This is a genomic window from Alcanivorax quisquiliarum, assembly GCF_023051175.1.
Classification (GTDB): Bacteria; Pseudomonadota; Gammaproteobacteria; order Pseudomonadales; family Alcanivoracaceae; genus Isoalcanivorax; species Isoalcanivorax quisquiliarum.
In genome coordinates this window covers 146128-163477 of record NZ_JALKII010000005.1, presented here as the reverse complement: position 1 = coordinate 163477, position 17350 = coordinate 146128, and the positions used below count along the sequence as shown (strand labels likewise).

General features: G+C 63.4%; 15 protein-coding genes. 6 read left to right on the top strand and 9 right to left on the bottom strand.

Features of this window, described 5'->3' with window-relative positions:
* Nucleotides 1–79 precede the first annotated feature (79 nt).
* From MU846_RS09195 to MU846_RS09160, 8 genes are all read right to left on the bottom strand, one after another.
* A complete protein-coding gene (locus tag MU846_RS09195; RefSeq protein WP_246951932.1) occupies nt 80–541 on the bottom strand; it encodes a cyclic nucleotide-binding domain-containing protein in 462 nt (153 codons plus the stop codon).
* A gap of 39 nt (nt 542–580) precedes the next feature.
* The gene (gene tldD, locus MU846_RS09190) at nt 581–2101 is read right to left on the bottom strand and encodes a metalloprotease TldD (protein WP_246951930.1); all 1521 of its coding nucleotides are present in this window, start codon (nt 2099–2101) and stop codon (nt 581–583) included.
* Nucleotides 2082–2927, bottom strand: a complete 846-nt coding sequence (locus MU846_RS09185) for a carbon-nitrogen hydrolase family protein (RefSeq protein WP_246951928.1) — start codon at nt 2925–2927, stop codon at nt 2082–2084. Before MU846_RS09185 ends, tldD begins: the two co-directional genes overlap by 20 nt.
* 2 nt (nt 2928–2929) lie before the next feature.
* Nucleotides 2930–6868, bottom strand: coding sequence for a YhdP family protein (locus tag MU846_RS09180; RefSeq protein ID WP_246951926.1), 3939 nt, complete (start codon nt 6866–6868; stop codon nt 2930–2932).
* Nucleotides 6865–7464 (bottom strand): Maf family protein, encoded by a 600-nt coding sequence (locus tag MU846_RS09175; protein ID WP_246951924.1) that lies wholly within the window; start codon nt 7462–7464, stop codon nt 6865–6867. Before MU846_RS09175 ends, MU846_RS09180 begins: the two co-directional genes overlap by 4 nt.
* Nucleotides 7465–7467: 3 nt before the next feature.
* Nucleotides 7468–7959, bottom strand: coding sequence for a rod shape-determining protein MreD (mreD, locus tag MU846_RS09170; protein ID WP_246951922.1), 492 nt, complete (start codon nt 7957–7959; stop codon nt 7468–7470).
* Nucleotides 7959–8840 (bottom strand): rod shape-determining protein MreC, encoded by an 882-nt coding sequence (gene mreC / locus MU846_RS09165; RefSeq protein WP_246951920.1) that lies wholly within the window; start codon nt 8838–8840, stop codon nt 7959–7961. Before mreC ends, mreD begins: the two co-directional genes overlap by 1 nt.
* 66 nt (nt 8841–8906) lie before the next feature.
* Nucleotides 8907–9944, bottom strand: coding sequence for a rod shape-determining protein (locus MU846_RS09160; RefSeq protein ID WP_246952102.1), 1038 nt, complete (start codon nt 9942–9944; stop codon nt 8907–8909).
* Between the two features lie 244 nt (nt 9945–10188).
* On the opposite strand from MU846_RS09160, the gene gatC reads away from it, so the two are divergent.
* From gatC to MU846_RS09130, 6 genes are all read left to right on the top strand, one after another.
* Nucleotides 10189–10476, top strand: a complete 288-nt coding sequence (gene gatC, locus MU846_RS09155; RefSeq protein WP_246951918.1) for an Asp-tRNA(Asn)/Glu-tRNA(Gln) amidotransferase subunit GatC — start codon at nt 10189–10191, stop codon at nt 10474–10476.
* A 29-nt stretch (nt 10477–10505) separates the two neighbouring features.
* Nucleotides 10506–11966, top strand: a complete 1461-nt coding sequence (gene gatA / locus MU846_RS09150) for an Asp-tRNA(Asn)/Glu-tRNA(Gln) amidotransferase subunit GatA (RefSeq protein ID WP_246951916.1) — start codon at nt 10506–10508, stop codon at nt 11964–11966.
* Nucleotides 11963–13435, top strand: a complete 1473-nt coding sequence (gene gatB / locus MU846_RS09145; RefSeq protein ID WP_246951914.1) for an Asp-tRNA(Asn)/Glu-tRNA(Gln) amidotransferase subunit GatB — start codon at nt 11963–11965, stop codon at nt 13433–13435. The genes gatA and gatB overlap by 4 nt, the downstream gene beginning before the upstream one ends.
* 173 nt (nt 13436–13608) lie before the next feature.
* Nucleotides 13609–14430, top strand: coding sequence for a crotonase/enoyl-CoA hydratase family protein (locus tag MU846_RS09140; protein ID WP_246951912.1), 822 nt, complete (start codon nt 13609–13611; stop codon nt 14428–14430).
* Between the two features lie 213 nt (nt 14431–14643).
* Nucleotides 14644–15468 carry a cyclic nucleotide-binding domain-containing protein gene (locus MU846_RS09135; protein ID WP_246951911.1) on the top strand — a complete coding sequence of 275 codons (825 nt, stop codon included), beginning with the start codon at nt 14644–14646 and terminating at the stop codon, nt 15466–15468.
* Between the two features lie 61 nt (nt 15469–15529).
* Nucleotides 15530–16093 (top strand): hypothetical protein, encoded by a 564-nt coding sequence (locus tag MU846_RS09130; RefSeq protein WP_246951909.1) that lies wholly within the window; start codon nt 15530–15532, stop codon nt 16091–16093.
* Here the strand turns inward: MU846_RS09130 and thpD are convergent.
* Nucleotides 16090–17130 (bottom strand): ectoine hydroxylase, encoded by a 1041-nt coding sequence (thpD, locus tag MU846_RS09125; protein ID WP_306799332.1) that lies wholly within the window; start codon nt 17128–17130, stop codon nt 16090–16092. The two genes, MU846_RS09130 and thpD, sit on opposite strands and share 4 nt — an antisense overlap.
* Nucleotides 17131–17350 lie beyond the last annotated feature (220 nt).

Sequence of the window (17350 nt, the reverse complement as noted above, 5' to 3'; positions counted from 1 at the left end):
AGCACTTTGCCTGCCGGCAACCCCCAGGAGAGGGTTGATCACGCGCGTCGGAAGCTGCTAGCACGGCAGGCTTATGCCCTCAACCCAACGGCAACATGTATTGCGTCAGCTGCGCCGAGGTGCGCCGTAAATTGGCACTGAGCAAACGGGCAATATTCTCCAGCACCACATGCGCCGCCGCCGGCGAGCGCTTGCGCAACTGCTCGAAGCCTTTGCGTGTCAGCACGATCAGTGTGCTGTCTTCCACCGCCTTTACAGAGGCCGAGCGTGGCCCGTGATCCACCAGCGCCATTTCGCCCAGCGAATCACCGGCACGCAAATGCGCGATCACCACATCATGGCCCTCCGGGCCCTGCTTGCTGATGGCCAGCTTGCCGCGCACCACAAAACACATGAAATCGCTGGTATCCCCTTCGCTGCACACGCTCTCGCCACTGTTGAAGCGGTTGACGAACACCAGCTTTTCCACATGCTGCAATTCTTCTTCGCTCATGCCCTGAAACAGCCGCATACGCGCCAGCACTTCCCTGACCTTCGACATCGTACTCCCCCGTCTTCAATCCTGTTTGCAGCGCTTTGCTCAGGCCGTGCCACCCACGGTCAGCGCATCCACCCGCAGCGTCGGCTGGCCCACCCCGACCGGCACCGATTGCCCTTCCTTGCCGCAGACACCGATGCCGGTATCCAGCGCCAGATCATTGCCGACCATGGATATCGCCTGCATCACCTCGGCGCCGCTGCCAATCAGCGTAGCGCCGCGCACCGGCGCGACAATGCGCCCGTTCTCCACCAGATACGCCTCGCTGGTGGAGAACACAAATCGACCGGAGGTGATATCCACCTGTCCACCGCCAAAATTCACGGCATATATGCCACGCTTCAATGACGCCACGATGTCGGCGGGATCATCCTTGCCGGGCAGCATGTAGGTGTTGGTCATGCGCGGCATGGTCACATGCGCATAGGATTCACGGCGGCCGTTGCCGGTGGGGCGGGTGCCGGTCAGGCGTGCGTTGAGCTTGTCCTGCATATGGCCGACCAGGCGGCCGTTTTCGATCAAGGTGGTGCAAGCCGCCGGTGTGCCTTCGTCGTCCACATTGAGCGAGCCACGGCGGCCGGCCAGGGTGCCGTCATCGACCACCGTACACAGGGGTGATGCGACCTGCTGGCCCATCATCTTCGCGAACATGGAGGTGCCTTTGCGATTGAAATCACCCTCCAGCCCGTGTCCGACCGCCTCGTGCAACAGCACGCCCGGCCAGCCGGGGCCGAGCACTACCGGCATGGTGCCGGCGGGTGCCGGTTGCGCTTCCAGATTCACCAGTGCCTGCCGCACCGCATCGCGCACCCAGCCTTCGGCACGCCCGCCGGCCTCGAACCAGTCGTAATCCACCCGGCCACCGCCGCCGGACGAGCCTCGCTCGCGGCGCCCGTTGCGCTCGGCAATCACCGACACGCCCAGGCGCACCAGCGGCCGCACATCAGCGGCCAACGTGCCATCGGTGGCCGCCACCAGAATCACATCGTGCACCGCATTGAGCGACACCGTGACCTCGGTGATGGCCGGATCGAGGCTGCGCGCCAGCCGATCGAGCTGCTCCAGAAACGCCACCTTGCGCGGCGCTGGCCACACACCCAGCGGATCAAAGGCGCCATAGAGCGCCGGGGTGGCGACACCACTCAGTACCGGCGCCGTGCCTTCGCCGTTGCTGCGGGCAATAGCCCGGGCAGCGCCGGTGGCGCGATCCAGCGCCGGCAAGGCGATTTCGTCGCTGTAGGCAAAGCCGGTGCGCTCGCCGCTGATCACACGCACGCCGGTGCCGCGCTCAAGGTTATAGCTGGCATCACGCACCACCCCATCCTCCAGCACCCAGCCCTCGTGGCGGCTGTGCTGGAAATACAGATCGGCGTAATCCACGCCGGGCGCCATGGCCCGCCCGAGCAGGCGGTTGAGCGCTGTTTCGGTCAGATCAGCGGGCGCCAGCAGCACTTTCTCCGCAATGGCCAGGCTGTCGGCCTGCGCGGGTGCCGGGCTGACATGCAGCTGGCTGGCACTGTCCAGCCGTGCCAGGGAAGCAGGATCAATCGTCACGGATGTCATCGGGTAAACCTGTCAGTAATCTTTGATGGGTATGAACCGGCAATCTGCGCCGGGTCTCGTCGATCTCGTCCTGCCGCAGTTCGGCCAGCAAGATGCCGGGGGCATCGTCCAGCTCCGCCACGACACGGCCCCAGGGATCAGCCAGCAAGCTATGGCCGAAACTTGCGCGGCGCTCGCTGTGCTGCCCGCACTGGTTCACGCCGAGCACATAGCAGCCGGTTTCCACCGCGCGGGCGCATAGCAACAGCCGCCAGTGCGCGGCGCCGGTCACGGCGGTAAAGGCGCTGGGGTAGACCAGCACCTGCGCGCCGCGATCCACGAGCGCACGCGCCAGCGAGGGGAAGCGCAGGTCATAACACACAGCAAGGCCGATACCGAAACCGCCCACATCAGCTACACGGAGCCGATCACCGGCCTCGAAGCGAGCAGATTCCTGGTAGCTGCCCTGAGCGTCCGCCACCTGAGCATCGAACAGATGCAGCTTGTCATAACGCGCCTGCAACGCACCGTCCGGCCCATACAGCAACGAGGCCGCCCGCACACGGGGCGCGGCAACCGCGCTGCCGTCTGCGCGCTGCACCAGCGGCAAGGTGCCGCCGAGCAGCCAGACACCCTGTTCGCGGGCCTGCGCAGCCAGCCATGCTTGCATACTGCCGCCTTCACGTTCGGCCAGCGCCCGGTAATCGCCGCCGTAGCAGGCAAAATTTTCCGGCAGCACGATAAAACGAGCGCCCTGCGCGGCCGCTTCGGCAATTTGCGCACCGGCCCTGGCAAGATTTGGCCCCGGCTCGCGGCCCGCGCAAAACTGAATCCCGGCGATGCGCATGCTCAGTCTCCTGGCGGGGGCGTACCGGGTGAAGACGGCGTGCCGCTGCTGCGCGGGCCGAACAGGCCCTGCACTTCTTCCACCTCCGGGTTATCCCAGCCGCCACTGACGTGATAACTCATCGAGGTCATCTTCTCAAGCCGCTCGCCCCACAACCGCTCGACCACAAAAATGCTGGCGCAGGCAGCCGGGCCGGCCAGGCAACCGGCGTAGAGATTGCTCGACAGCGGTAGCGTGACTTCAATGTGATAATCCATTGTTTGAGGCACCAGCCCGAGCGTGCCGTGAATGGCAAATTCGGCGGCTGACGAACGGATACGCAGGTTGTCAGTGCTGATCGAGGGGCCATCAAAAATAAACTGCCCGCGAATACGATCCGTCAGCAGGCCCTCACTCACCACGTCGGAAAAATCCAGCCGCAGGCGCCGGCTCAGGGTGTTGCCAATATTGATCAGCCCCAGCAGCCGCAGCGCCGAGGTGCGACGATCACTTCCTGGCAGCAACGCATTATTGATCTCCACCGTCAGGCTGCCGCCCAGCTGCCGGTAATCAAATGCCAGCGGGGAACCCTGCCAGTGCAAGTCCACCGAGCCGGTGGCATCCCTGCTTTCGATAAAGGATTCCAGCCCGAAATTACCCAGCAGCGCGCCCAGATCCGTGCTGCGGAAACTGCCGCTGACGCTACTGGCGCCGCCCTGCACGCCTGTTGCCAGCCAATCGAGCTGGCCATTGAATGTCGTGTCACGCCAGCGGCCAATGAGCCCGCCGACGTGTGTGCCCTCGGGCGTGGGCCGCAGTTGCGCCTGCCACTGACCATAATCGCGGCCATGCACAACCACCTCTCGCACACTGATATCCGCTGCGGGAATGCGCAGCGGGTCAGGCTGCGGCAGCGCCAGCTGTGCCAGCACATCATCCACCTCCGGCACGCTATCACCCGGCCGGAACGGCCAGTGCAGCCGGCCAATCTCCACCGCCAGCGGGCGGTCGCCACGGGCCTGATAACCCTGAGGCAGAAACAGCTCGCCGGCCAGCGGCGCACTGGCCACGGCCAGGTGCCAGCCAGAGAGCCGCTGTTGCAACGACAGGCTGCCACGGCCCAGCGACTGCCCCTGAAAGCGCAGCTCGGCGCTGTCCACGGCCAGATTGAGCAACGGCAGGGCAGCGCCGCCACTGCTGTCCGCTCCGCGCAGCGGGCTGTCATCGTCGGCAACCAGCAATGCCCAGGGCAGCGGCTCCAGCACCGGCAGCCAGCCATCAATACGCAAGCCAGTTTCCGGCATCGGCGCGCCGGGGGCACCAAAGCGCACGGCGCCACGGCGCAAACTGCCATCCGATGCCAGCTCCAGCTGGGCGGCGGCCAGCTGCTCAAAATGCAGATTCAGCCGTCGCCGGTCATCGCGAGCGGTCAGCACCAGCTGCGAGACGCGGCGCTCGTCGGCCGTCTTGCCCAACGGCACCGGCAGGCTGCTGCTGACGCCATGCAGATCGGAATCCACTTGCAGCCGCACCGTGCCACCACCACGGGGCAGTGCCAGCGCAGCACTATAAGGCAACACACCAGCCAGCGGTGTCAGCCAGTGTTTCTCACCCAGCCAGGTGCGCAGCGCCGGCACTGGCGCCACGCCTTCTGCGGCCAGCCTTACCTGATCGGCGCCGGTGCGCACGCTACCGGTGATCGGCTCACCAAACAGCACCCCCGTCAGTGCCGGAATCTGCAAGCCGTCCTGCAAGCTGAAACGGCCACTGCCGGCAAGCTGTGTGGCGGCCAGCCGCCAGCTATCGGAATGCAGCCCGACGCCACGCATCCGCGCCTGTGCCACCACTTCCCGCTGCGCTGCGCCACCGCCCAGCGGCAGCTGTAACACCAGATGACCATCCAGCTCACCACTGCGTATCTGCCACGCCTGTAGCGCCTCTGGCAGGCTGTCCGCCAGCGGGGTTTCGTGAAGCACGGTTTGCAGATCACGCGCCGGGCCCTGCACCTCGCCGCTGATGATCAAAAGCGGCTCACCGGCGATGATACCCAGCACATCCACTTGCGCAGCCTGCACCGTACTGCCCAGATAGCGCGCCGACAGATCACGCGCCAGCACATCGAGCCCATCCAGCATCACTGTGCCGGAAATAGCCTTCACATCCGGCCATCCCTCCAGATAGTGCAGTGTCAGATTCTCGACACTGAAAGCCATTTGCTGGGTGCGCGATTGCTGTTGCGAGCGGTCGTAACGCAGCGGGCCTTCGTACAGGATACGCCCGCGCCGCAGCTCACCGCCGAGGAAGGCTTTGTTGAGCCAGTTCGCCGCACCGTCGCCCATACGGGCCAACGGAATGTAACGGGCCGCATGGCCAGCGTTGCCTTCATGCAGATCGGCGCGCAGGCTCAGATACGGGGCCGCACCGCCGCCCGGCAATTGCAGATCAAGCAATGCCTTGCCTCGGGCGTCGGCGTTGTAAGCCTGCAGCACACCACTACGGACATGCAGTGCCTCGGGCGCTGGCCGGTGCCACTGCACCAGGCCGCTGAGCGAAGCGGCCAGGGGCGCCTGAAACAGGGCGGGCAGATCAAGCATCAGCGCCGGGCTGGTGAGCCGTGCTATGCCAGCCTCGGGTGTGCCGGCAACCCAGCCGCTGACCCCTTGCACGCCGGGGCGCGCTGCGCTGGCGGCCACGGAAAGATTGGTGAAGCGGCCATTGAAGGCTGCTATTTTTGCGCCGTGCCCGCTCAGATAAACCGCCGGCACCTGGCCCGACGGCGCCAGCGATACCAGTTGCTCACGCAGCGCCGCCAAGTGCTCCGGCAGCGGGAACGGCCAGGCCAGCAGCTGCTCTCGGACTGCCGTGGCGTTCAGCCCCTCCGCCCGCAGACGCCAGGCGGTGTCGGCACTGAAACGGCCATCCCACCAGGCCGCCAGCGGCCCCATACGCAGCTCTCCGACGCTATCTGTCTCGCCGCGCAGTTCATCCAGAGTCAGTTGGTAACCTTCTGCCTGACGGGCCAGATGGAAGCGGGCATCCAGACGATCAAGGCGCCAGCCCAACGCCTGCGCTTCATGGTCGAGTTGTACCTCGCGGGTGGCCAGTACGGCGGTGGCGCCGGTGACAGCGCCGTCTGCCATGCCGGCCCACAGCTCCACGCGCCCGGTGGCGGCAACCGGCTTGACCGGCAGCGGCCAGGTCTCGGGCAGCCAGTATTCCAGCCCCTCGCCTTCGACCCGCAAATAGCCTTCGCCGCGCAGATCTTCCATTTGATACGCATCGCCCTGCAATCGCAGCCGGGCATCCAGTTGCAGCGGCCGGTCGCGAGCCGAGAGCCGCAGCGCCACTTGCCGCTCACTCCCTTCGCGCACCAGCGCCACCGAGAGATCATCCGAGCGCAGCGGCGGTAGCCCCGGCCAGTCTACCCGCACACTGACATCATCGAGCACCAGCCGCTGCTGCCGATAGACGATATCCAGCAGGCCGCGCCCGCCGTCATCGGCACCATCGTCCTGGCGCAGCGCCTCCAGCCCACGCAGGCGAATGCTGCCTTCGCCATCACGCACCAGGTGCAGATCAAGCCCGCGCACCCATAATTGCCGCAAGCGCAAGGAGCGGCTCCAGATCGAGGCTCCCACATCAATGGCCAGCTCCACATGCTGCAATGTCAAAGGCGCGTCGTCGGCGTCCGGCGCCGCGACCTCCAGATCCTGCAACACGAACACCGGGACCACGCCATCCAGATAGCCGCGCAGGCTGCCGATCGTGACCGGCGCACCCAGCCGCTCGCCAGCCAGTGTTTCCAGCTGGTGCCGCAGCTCCGGCACCAGCGTCATCGCCTGCCTCGCCAGCACCACGTAAACGGCCAGCAGCAACAGCGCCAGTGTCACCAGCCACCACAGCTGGCGACGCAATGCGTCAAGGCTTGTGCGCAGCCTGCTGCGCGCCGGGGATTGAGTCACGCCGTGCCCCGCTGCCAATAAGGAATCTTTGCCCAGTGCAGCAATTGCCGGGTTTCTGCCAAAGGCAGCCCGACGACGCCGCTGTAACTGCCGTGCAGTTGCTCCACCAGCAGGGCGCCGCCGCCCTGGATACCGTAACTGCCAGCCTTGTCGAAAGGCTCGCCGGTGTCCAGATAAGCCTCGATCTCGTCATTCGCGAGCGGGCGGAACCACACGCGAGTGGTGGACAACAACGTCTGCTGCTGGCCCGAGGGCAACGCCAGCGACACCGCCGAGAGCACTTCATGGGCCTGCCCGGCCAGCGCTGCAAGCATTGTTCGGGCATCGTCGCGATCAAGCGGCTTGCCGAGGATGCGCGGCCCCAGCACCACTGACGTATCCGCGCCCAACACGGCACCGGGCGGCTCTCCGGCCGGCATGGCCGCCATGCCCGCCAGCGCTTTTTCACGCGCCATGCGCTGCACGTATTCGGCCGGCGTTTCTGTGGGGATGGGGGTTTCGTCGATGCCGGGAAATGCCAGGCGTGAAAAACGCACGCCGATCTGCGTCAGCAGCTCGGCACGGCGCGGGGAAGCGGAAGCAAGATAAAGATGCACTGTTCAGCGCACCAGGAAACGGTGACGTACCCAGCGCAACACGGCAAACAGCGGGCGCCACAACAACGCGGAAACCAGCGCCGGCAGCAACACCCACACGGGCGGCAACAGGGTCCGGCCCACCGCATTCTGCACAATATAGGAAAGCAGGCTACCGGTGCCGACCAGCAGAAACACCACCACCACCTGCTGGAGCGGCAGAAACACTCGCAGCCGCTTGTGCATCGCCAGCGCAATATAAGCCACCACCGATAGCGCCACCGCGTGCTGCCCCAGCACACTGCCGGTGAGCACATCCTGAAACAGCCCGGCACCGAAGCCCCAGAACACGCCCACTCGATGCGGCAAGGCAATGACCCAATAGATCAGCACCAGTGTCAGCCACTCCGGCCGGCCCAGCGCCAGCGCGTCCGGCAGCGGCAAGATCGCCAGCCAGCCGGCCAGCAGGAAGGTAATGACAATGGCGCCCGTGCCGGATGCCTTGCGTTCACGCATCAGCGCCGCTCCTCCGTTGCCGGGCCCGGGTCGTCGGGCTGCTCGCCCACACGCAGGCCAAGGTGGCGCGGCCCTTCGACCAGCAGCACGTGGCTGGCACGATCAATATGCGCCGTGGGCCGGGCATCAACGCGAGCGAAAGGCGCGGAGCGATCATGCTCGATGCGCACCACCTCGGCCACCGGATAACCACGGGGGAAAAGCTGATCCAGTCCGGTGCTGACCAGCAGATCACCTTCTTCGATATCTGCGGTATCCGGTACAAACAACAGCCGCACGATGCCCAACTGCCCAGTGCCAGCCAGAATGGCGCGCACGCCGTTACGATTGACCTGCACGGACAACGCATGGCTGGCATCGGTGATCAGCAGCACTCGCGCCGTAAACGGCCCCACATCCACCACTTGCCCCAGCAGGCCGCTGGCATCCAGCACCGCTTGCCCACGATAAACGCCATCGTGGCTGCCCTTGTTGATAATCAGCTCCTGGCGCGAAGGATCTGGCTCAATGCCGATGATCTCAGCCGCCAGCACGCCGGTATCCAGTTCCGAGGAGGAGTTGAGCAGCTCTCGCAGGCGCGTGTTTTCTGCTTCCAGCACAGCCAGCCGCTGCACTCGTTGCTGCAGGATCAGCAATTGACGGGCCAGTTGCTCGTTCTCGTCAAACAGATCGCTGCGCGAGCGCGCCTGGCCAGTCACCCAGCTCCCCATGGCACCAGGAAGGTGCGCCAGATAATGAACCGGTGCTGTCAGATAGCCCACACTGTGGCGGATTACCTGCACCTGCTCGGTGCGCTGATCCAGCAGCATCAACACGGTGCCAAGCACCAGCGCCAGCAGCAGGCGATAGCCGGGATTGGGGGTTTCAAATGAAAGGTTCAACAACCGGCCTCCGACATGAATCCGAACAGCGGCGGCCTGCCATCAGGCCGCCGCGGCCGGCAGCGTTCAGCTCAACGCAAGTGTGTCGAAACCGCGTGTATCCATCAACTCCAGCGCCCGGCCACCACCGCGGGCCACACAGGTCAGCGGTTCGTCGGCGAGAATGACCGGCAGGCCGGTTTCTTCGCTCAGCAGGCGGTCGATATCACGCAGCAGCGCTCCGCCGCCCGTCACCACCAGGCCACGCTCGGCGATATCCGAGGCCAGCTCTGGCGGCGATGCTTCCAGCGCATTCTTGACCGCATTGACGATGCTGTTCAGCGGGTCTTTCAATGCTTCCAGGATTTCCTCGCTGTTCAGCGTGAAGCTGCGCGGCACCCCTTCGGCCAGGTTGCGCCCACGCACGTCGATCTCCAGAATCTCGCCGCCCAGATAGGCAGTGCCGATTTCGTGCTTGATGCGCTCGGCGGTGGATTCGCCGATCAGGCTGCCGTATTCCTTGCGCACAAAGGAAACGATGGCTTCGTCAAAGCGATCGCCCCCGACGCGAACAGATTCTGCATAAACGATGCCGTTCAGCGAGATGATGGCGATCTCGGTGGTACCGCCCCCGATATCCACCACCATCGAGCCACTGGCTTCGTGCACCGGCAAGCCGGCACCGATGGCTGCGGCCATAGGCTCTTCGATCAGAAATACTTCGCGGGCGCCAGCGCCGTAGGCAGAATCCTGAATCGCCCGGCGCTCCACCTGAGTGGATTTGCACGGCACACATACCAGCACACGCGGCGCCGGCGGAAAGAAGCCGCTCTCATGCACCTTCTTGATGAAGTATTGCAGCATTTTTTCGGTGACTTCGAAGTCAGCGATCACCCCATCCTTCATCGGACGAATGGCAGTAATGTTGCCCGGTGTGCGGCCCAGCATCCGCTTTGCCTCAGTGCCGACTGCGGCCACACTCTTCTGCGCGCCGTGATGACGGATGGCCACTACCGACGGCTCATCGAGCACAATTCCCCGGCCACGAACGTAAATAAGGGTATTGGCGGTGCCGAGGTCGATGGAAAGATCGGTGGAAAACATCCCCCGGATACGCTTGATCAAGGACATCCTGGCCAGCTTCCTGAAATGTGAGGCAAGACGGGAATGCCGCGTGGCTGCGGCATCTAGTGGCGCAACTCTAGCAATGGCAAGGTCATTGAGCAACCCGCCAAACGCCGCTCAAACACTGATTGAACGCGGCGACAACCGCACTTCATATGGCCTCGATCGGCCCGTTTGTGGTAGGTTTTACGGTTTCCCGGCTACCGCTACGGCCGCACACAAGCATCGTATCAGGAGTATTTTCATGGCCCTTGATCCTCAGGATCTGGCGCGTGTGGCACACCTCGCGCGGCTGCATCTGGACCCGGCCGACAGCGACGCGCTGGCCGAGCGACTGAATCGCATTCTCGGCATGATCGACCATCTGCAGGATGCCGACGTGGGCGAGATCGAACCCATGGCCCACCCGATGGACATGGTGCAGACGCTGCGTGACGACACCGTCACCGACACCGACATTCGCACCACCGTACAGCCGCTGGCGCCCGCCACCGAAGCCGGCTGCTACCTGGTACCCCGAGTGATCGAGTAACCGCCCGCTTTCAGGACACCCTAACGACCATGCATAGCCTCACGCTTACCGAACTCAACGCCGGCCTGGCTCGTGGCGACTACTCCGCCCGCGAGCTGACCGAGCATTTTCTCCAGCGTATTCAGACGCTTGACCCACAGCTGAACAGCTTTGTCAGCATCACAGCAGAGCAAGCGCTGGCTCAGGCCGATGCCGCCGACGCCGCACGCGCGCGCGGCGAAGCCGGCCTGCTGAACGGTCTGCCGATCGCTCACAAGGATATTTTCTGTACTCGGGGCGTACGCACCAGCTGCGGCTCCAAAATGCTGGACAATTTCATCGCCCCTTACGATGCCAATATCGTGGAGCGCATGCGCGCTGCCGGCGCAGTGATGCTTGGCAAGACCAATATGGACGAGTTCGCGATGGGCTCGTCCAACGAAACCAGTTACTACGGGCCGGTGAAGAACCCCTGGGATACCAGCCGCGTGCCCGGCGGCTCCTCCGGTGGCTCGGCGGCAGCGGTCGCTGCGCGCCTGATACCGGCAGCCACCGCCAGCGATACCGGCGGCTCGATTCGTCAGCCTGCGGCCCTGACTGGCGTCACGGGGCTGAAGCCCACTTATGGCCGCGTGTCACGCTGGGGCATGATCGCCTTCGCCTCCAGCCTGGATCAGGCCGGCGCGATGGCCAACAGCGCCGCCGACTGTGCCCTGCTGCTGCAAGCCATGGCCGGCCACGACAGCCGTGACTCCACCTGCGTGGCGCGCCCGGTAGACAACTACCTCGGTGAGCTGGAGAAGCCGCTGGCCGGGTTGCGTATCGGCGTGCCCGCCGAGTTTTTCCCTGCTGATCTGGATAGCCGCATTGCCGACCAGGCTCATGCCGCACTAGCCGAGCTGGAGCGGCAAGGCGCCACGCTGGTGCCGGTGGCACTGCCGTCGGTGCATCTTTCTGTACCAGCCTATTATGTCATCGCGCCGGCAGAAGCCTCCTCCAACCTGGCGCGCTTTGATGGCGTGCGCTATGGCTATCGCTGCGACAATCCCGCCGATCTGGAAGATATGTTCAAACGCTCGCGCTCGGAAGGCTTTGGCGCCGAAGTGAAGCGCCGTATTCTGGTAGGCACCTACGCCCTCTCCCACGGCTATTACGACGCCTATTATCTGAAAGCGCAGAAAGTTCGCCGCCTGATCAGCAACGAGTTTGCCCGCGCCTTCGAGCAAGTGGATGTATTGATGGGGCCGACCACACCGGAGATTGCCTTCGGTATCGGCGCCAAAAATGATGATCCTGTCACCATGTACATGGCCGACGCCTTCACCATCGGCGCCAACCTCGCCGGCCTGCCGGCGCTGTCGATGCCGGCCGGGCTGGTGGACGGCCTGCCGGTGGGTGTACAGGTTATCGGCAATTATTTCCGTGAAGCACAGATACTGAACGTGGCCCATCGCTTCCAGCAGGCCACCGACTGGCACCGCGCCAGGCCGGCAGTGGGAGATGACGCATGAGCTGGGAAACCGTGATCGGGCTGGAAGTGCACGTCCAGCTGTCAACCGCATCGAAAATCTTTTCCGGCGCCTCGACCGCATTCGGCGCCGAGCCCAACAGCCAGGCCAGTCTGGTTGATCTGGCCATGCCGGGCACCTTGCCGGTGCTGAACCGCGAAGCAGTACGCAAAGCGGTCAAGTTCGGGCTGGCCATCAATGCTGAAATCGGCAAACGTTCGGTCTTCGAGCGCAAGAACTATTTTTATCCCGATCTGCCGAAAGGCTACCAGACCACACAACTGGCGGAGCCGATTGTCGGCGCCGGGGTGATCGAGATTCAGCTTGAGGATGGCACGCGCAAGAACGTGCGCATCCACCACGCCCATCTGGAAGAAGACGCCGGCAAATCCCTGCACGAAGATTTTTTCGACGAGCAGGGCCAGGGCATGACCGGCATCGATCTCAACCGCGCCGGCACGCCGCTGATCGAGATTGTCACCGAGCCGGACATGCGCAGCGCCGAAGAAGCGGTGGCCTGTGCGCGCAAGCTGCACAGCATCGTCACCTCCATCGGCATTTGCGACGGACACATGGCGCAGGGCTCGATGCGCTTTGACGTGAACGTCTCGGTGCGCAAGCAAGGCGACCCGAAACTGGGCACCCGCACCGAAACCAAGAACCTCAACTCGTTCAAGTTCATGGAGGCCGCGATCAAGCTGGAAGTAGATCGCCAGATCGATCTGCTGGAAGACGGCGGCACTATCGAGCAGGAAACACGGCTCTACAACGGCGACACCAATACCGCGCGCTCCATGCGCACCAAGGAAGATGCCAACGATTACCGCTATTTCCCCTGCCCGGATCTGCTGCCGGTGATCATCACCGACGAAGACATCGAAGCCCTGCGCGCCGAATTGCCGGAGCTGCCGGATGCACGGCAGGCCCGCTTCAGCGCAGAGTACGGGCTATCGGACTATGATGCCGGTATCCTCGCCGGTGATCGCGCCGTGGCCGACTACTTCGAGGCCGCCGCGCAAGCGGCGGGCGATGCCAAGCTGGCGGCCAACTGGGTCATTGGTGACGTGGCAGGGCAACTCAACGCCGCCGGCATCACCATCGAGCAATGCCCGTTGAGCGCGGCCGATCTTGGCCAGATGATCCAGCGTATTCAGGACGGCACGATTTCCTCGAAGATCGCCAAGCAGGTTTTCGAGGCGTGCTGGAACGGCGAAGGCACCCCAGATGAGGTGATCGAAGCTCGCGGGCTGAAGCAGATGTCCGACACCGGTGAGCTGGAGAAAATCGTCGACCAGGTCATTGCCGACAATGCCACGCAGGCGGAGGCATTCCGCGCCGCAGACGAAGGCAAGCAGAAGAAAATGTTCGGCTTCTTTGTCGGCCAGGTGATGAAGCTCACCCAGGGCAAAGCCAATCCACAGCAAGTGAACGCACTGCTACAGGAAAAACTGAAAGAGACTCCCGGCGCCTGACCTGACGGCTGGCCCGAGCTGACGCCCGAGCCGTCGGCTTGATAACGCCCTTGGCTCCACCGCTGTGCCTGACAACCTTGTTGCAAGGCACAGCGGTGCGCCACGCACGCATTGACTGACTCGGCGCCACCAGACGCCCGACACACCTGCCTACTTCACCAGCGAGAGCGCCCATGTCCGAACCCCGACACTTTCGAAACCGCATCACCGTTCGTCGCAGCGAAAATGGCATCGCCTATGTGGCCCTCGCCCGGCCGGAAAAATACAACGGCCTGGATCTGGATATGCTGTATGGGCTGGTGGATGCCGCCAAAAGCCTGCGCCGGGATCGCTCTCTGCGTGCGGTGATCCTGCAAGGCGAAGGCAAGGCATTCTGCGCCGGGCTGGATTTTGCCAGCGTGCTCGGCAAGCCGCTCGGCCTCTTGCGAGCATTTATCAAGTGGGGCGGCCGGCGCACCAATATTTTTCAGCAAGCCTGCTGGACGTGGCGTGAGCTGCCGGTGCCGGTGATTGCCGTGACACACGGGCACTGCTTTGGTGGTGGCCTGCAAATCGCGCTGGCGGCGGATTTTCGCTTCACTACACCGGATTGCGAATTTTCGGTAATGGAAAGCAAATGGGGTCTGATCCCCGATATGACCGGCAGCGTGAGCCTGCGCGAACTGGTGCCCATGGATGTGGCCAAGGCGCTGACCATGACCGGCCGTATTATTTCCGGCGAAGAAGCCCTGCACCTCAATCTGGTCACCGGCGTCAGTGACGATCCGCTGGCCGATGCCGAAGCGTTGGCACAGGAGCTTTTACAGCGCTCGCCGGATGCACTGGCCGCCACCAAGCGCCTGTTTCACGAAGCCTGGGCGGCGCCGGAAGACATCGCCTTCGATCTGGAAAGCAAATATCAGTTCCGACTACTGCGTGGCAAGAACCAGCGCCGCGCCATGCAGGCAGCACGCAACAAGGAAGCACCCGCCTTTCTGCCCCGCCAGTTCGACTGATATCTGCTCGCCGGCGCGGCCTCACCGCGCCGGTGTTCTGCCTCAAAAAACTGTGACCGCCTGCCCGCTTTCCCCGGCACTGCGCACCACCTTGACCTGCGACGCCTTTACGCGCTCGTCAATGCAGCATACTCTGCCAGCACACACGGCCAGCACACACGGCCAACTCGGCTTGCTGGCCGTGTTTTTTCGGGGGAAAAACGGAGCCTGACCATGCTGTCTATCGTGGAGCCCACGAGCGGCTTTTCTGCACTGGCCCGGCAATACAAACGCCTGGCTCGTGAACTGACTCATCATCTGCCGATCACCGGCGACACCCTGCATCTCAATCCGACCCGTAACGCTTTTGCCCACGGCATGGATCCCACCCGCACCTATCTGGTGAAGGGCGGTATGTTGAGCATGGCGCACCAGAAGAAACGGCTGCTGACCTGGGACGAAGGCGATCTGATCTTTCCCGATGCCAGCGGCGAAGGCATCCGATATCAGGCGGATGCCGCTGTATTACTGCTCGGATTCGATACCGAAGCGCTACACGCGGCCGTGCTGGCGGACGCCACCCGCGCACGGCAGTGGACGCAACTGATGCTGACCCAGCAGGCGCTGTGGGTGCGCCTGCTGGCCGCGCAAACCGGTGAAATGCCACTGACCAACTCGCAATTCGCCTATTACCAGCCAGGCGAAGAGATCATTCGCCAAGGCGAAAATGCCGATTATGTCTTCAGCCTGTTCGAAGGCCAGGCAGAGGTACTGGTGGATGATGTAAGCGTGGGTGACGTTGGCGAAGGTGAACTGCTCGGCGCGCTGGCGGTGCTGACGCGCTCGGCGCGCACCGCAACAGTGCGTGCGAAAAGCCGTTGCGCTGTCATCAAGGTGCCGGAACACCAGTTCGAGCAATTGATTCGTGCCAATCCGAGCATGATTCACGGCCTGCTCACTGATATGGCACGGCAGATAACCCGCCTGAACGCACAAGTCGTGGCACTGGCAAATGGCGGCGCGGCGCCGGCCGGGATACACACCCCGCCCTCATCATGAGAACTGCGCTAAGATCACCGCCGTACCAATTTATCCATTACCGTTTACACGGAGGTTTTTCATGCTCAAGAAACTGATCCGCCCAGCACTGGCGCTGTCGCTTTTTTGCCTGGCTCTTGGCACACATGCCGCTGATCTGACCCAGGCACAACTGGATCGCTGGATTGCCGCAGCCACAGAAGGGCGCGAATGGTCAGACCAGCTCCCTGAAGATGACGATTTTCTTGATGATGCAGCGCCATCAGGCATGAGCTTGCGCGATCACCTGATCGCCTCCGCCAAGGAACATCCCGAGGTCATGCGTATTCTTCGCAAGCATGGATTCTCCTCGGCCACCCAATGGGCAGACACCACGGTGCAGGTGCTCAGTGCCTATTCGGCCGTGCAGGCTGAGCAATACGGCACCTCGCAGGCCGACATGCATGCCGGGCTGCAGGAGGCATTGCGGGAAATCGAGAACAACCCGCACCTGCCTGCCGAACAGAAGAAAATGCTGCAACAGTCGTTACAACAGTCGAACCAGTTCCTGGGCGAGCTGAACAACGCCAGCTCGCCCGCAGATCAGGCTCTGATACGCCGCAATCTGGCGCGCGTGGACGCGGCCATGGGTGCCGAAGACGATTAATGAACACTGCCCAGCGGCCAGAAATCATCCACCATTTCCAGTGGCCGGATGATCTGGCTGCGCGGGTGCTGCGCCGGCCAGCCCTCGCGTGCCGCAAGGCCGCGTGTGGCAAGAAAGCGCGGCCGGGGCGGCTGCCCGCAAAACGGCGTCACCGGCTGATTGTCGATACTGTTGTAGACAAAAAACAGATTCGCCCGTGGCCAGGGCGAAAGGTTGCGGTTCGAGGCATGCAACACGTTGCACTCGAACAACAGCAATGAACCCGCCGGGCCTTTCGGCGCGACAATACCACCCTCCCGCGCAAGCTTCGACAACGCCGATTGTGGCGGCACACCCAGTTGCTGGGCCTTCAAGGAATGGCGCCAGTTCTCCGGCGGCGTTTCGCCCGCGCAGGGAATAAAATACTGGTGCGAGCCGGGGATCAGCATCAAAGGCCCATTGAATTCGTTGTTGTCCGTCAGCATCAACGAGGCGCTCACCGCACGCATGCGCGGCATACCATCTTCCGCGTGCCAGGTTTCAAAATCCGAGTGCCATTGAAAACCGCTGCCCTCAAAACCGAACTTGTGGTTAACGCGAGACTGGTGAATATAAACATCGCCGCCGAGCAATTGCCGCACCATGCCGAGGATGCGCGGGTCACGGGTCAGGCGATCAAAGCGCTCCGACAGCTCATGCATGGCAAACACCGAGCGCAGCGCGCCGTTTTGCGGATCGAGAATCACCTGATCGGATTTCATCAGAGCGCTGTCACTCGCCATGGCCGACAGCTCATCAAAAAAGGGCTCCACCCGCTCGCGGGAGAAGAAGCCTTCAAACCACAAGAAGCCGTCGCGCTCGTAACGCGACAATGCCTCTTCATCCAGCGGCCCCTGCCAGCGTTGCGGCACACGGGAATGCACTACCGGGTCCTGGCGGGGGAACATGCCGGGTAACTCACTGGCCTCGGCAATACGGGAGGGATAAGGATCGGCCGGCTCAACCGGCGCAGATGCATCCGGGCGCTGACTCTGCCGCCCGACGAAAGTGCTGGACATATTCCTGTCTCCTGTCTGGAAAGAATCACCTGACAAGGACAACGGCGCACCCGGCACCCCGGCGCTGGCGGTGCGGGTTTCAAACATGCCGTCGCCAGGCCACATACCTTGCCTCAACAGCGCTTTTACCGCAAACCTGCCACCCGCCTCGCCACGCGGTTGCAGGGCGATGCGTCACAACTTTCACCCGCGCCGGGCGAAAAGATTGCAAAACCAGCCG

What these genes read in the sequence shown, in the direction of transcription:
- MU846_RS09195 (WP_246951932.1), bottom strand. Translation starts at nt 541, where the DNA reads ATGTCGAAGGTCAGGGAAGTGCTGGCGCGTATGCGGCTGTTTCAGGGC.
- tldD (WP_246951930.1), bottom strand. Translation starts at nt 2,101, where the DNA reads ATGACATCCGTGACGATTGATCCTGCTTCCCTGGCACGGCTGGACAGT.
- MU846_RS09185 (WP_246951928.1), bottom strand. Translation starts at nt 2,927, where the DNA reads ATGCGCATCGCCGGGATTCAGTTTTGCGCGGGCCGCGAGCCGGGGCCA.
- mreD (WP_246951922.1), bottom strand. Translation starts at nt 7,959, where the DNA reads ATGCGTGAACGCAAGGCATCCGGCACGGGCGCCATTGTCATTACCTTC.
- gatC (WP_246951918.1), top strand. Translation starts at nt 10,189, where the DNA reads ATGGCCCTTGATCCTCAGGATCTGGCGCGTGTGGCACACCTCGCGCGG.
- gatA (WP_246951916.1), top strand. Translation starts at nt 10,506, where the DNA reads ATGCATAGCCTCACGCTTACCGAACTCAACGCCGGCCTGGCTCGTGGC.
- gatB (WP_246951914.1), top strand. Translation starts at nt 11,963, where the DNA reads ATGAGCTGGGAAACCGTGATCGGGCTGGAAGTGCACGTCCAGCTGTCA.
- MU846_RS09140 (WP_246951912.1), top strand. Translation starts at nt 13,609, where the DNA reads ATGTCCGAACCCCGACACTTTCGAAACCGCATCACCGTTCGTCGCAGC.
- MU846_RS09135 (WP_246951911.1), top strand. Translation starts at nt 14,644, where the DNA reads ATGCTGTCTATCGTGGAGCCCACGAGCGGCTTTTCTGCACTGGCCCGG.
- MU846_RS09130 (WP_246951909.1), top strand. Translation starts at nt 15,530, where the DNA reads ATGCTCAAGAAACTGATCCGCCCAGCACTGGCGCTGTCGCTTTTTTGC.
- thpD (WP_306799332.1), bottom strand. Translation starts at nt 17,130, where the DNA reads ATGTCCAGCACTTTCGTCGGGCGGCAGAGTCAGCGCCCGGATGCATCT.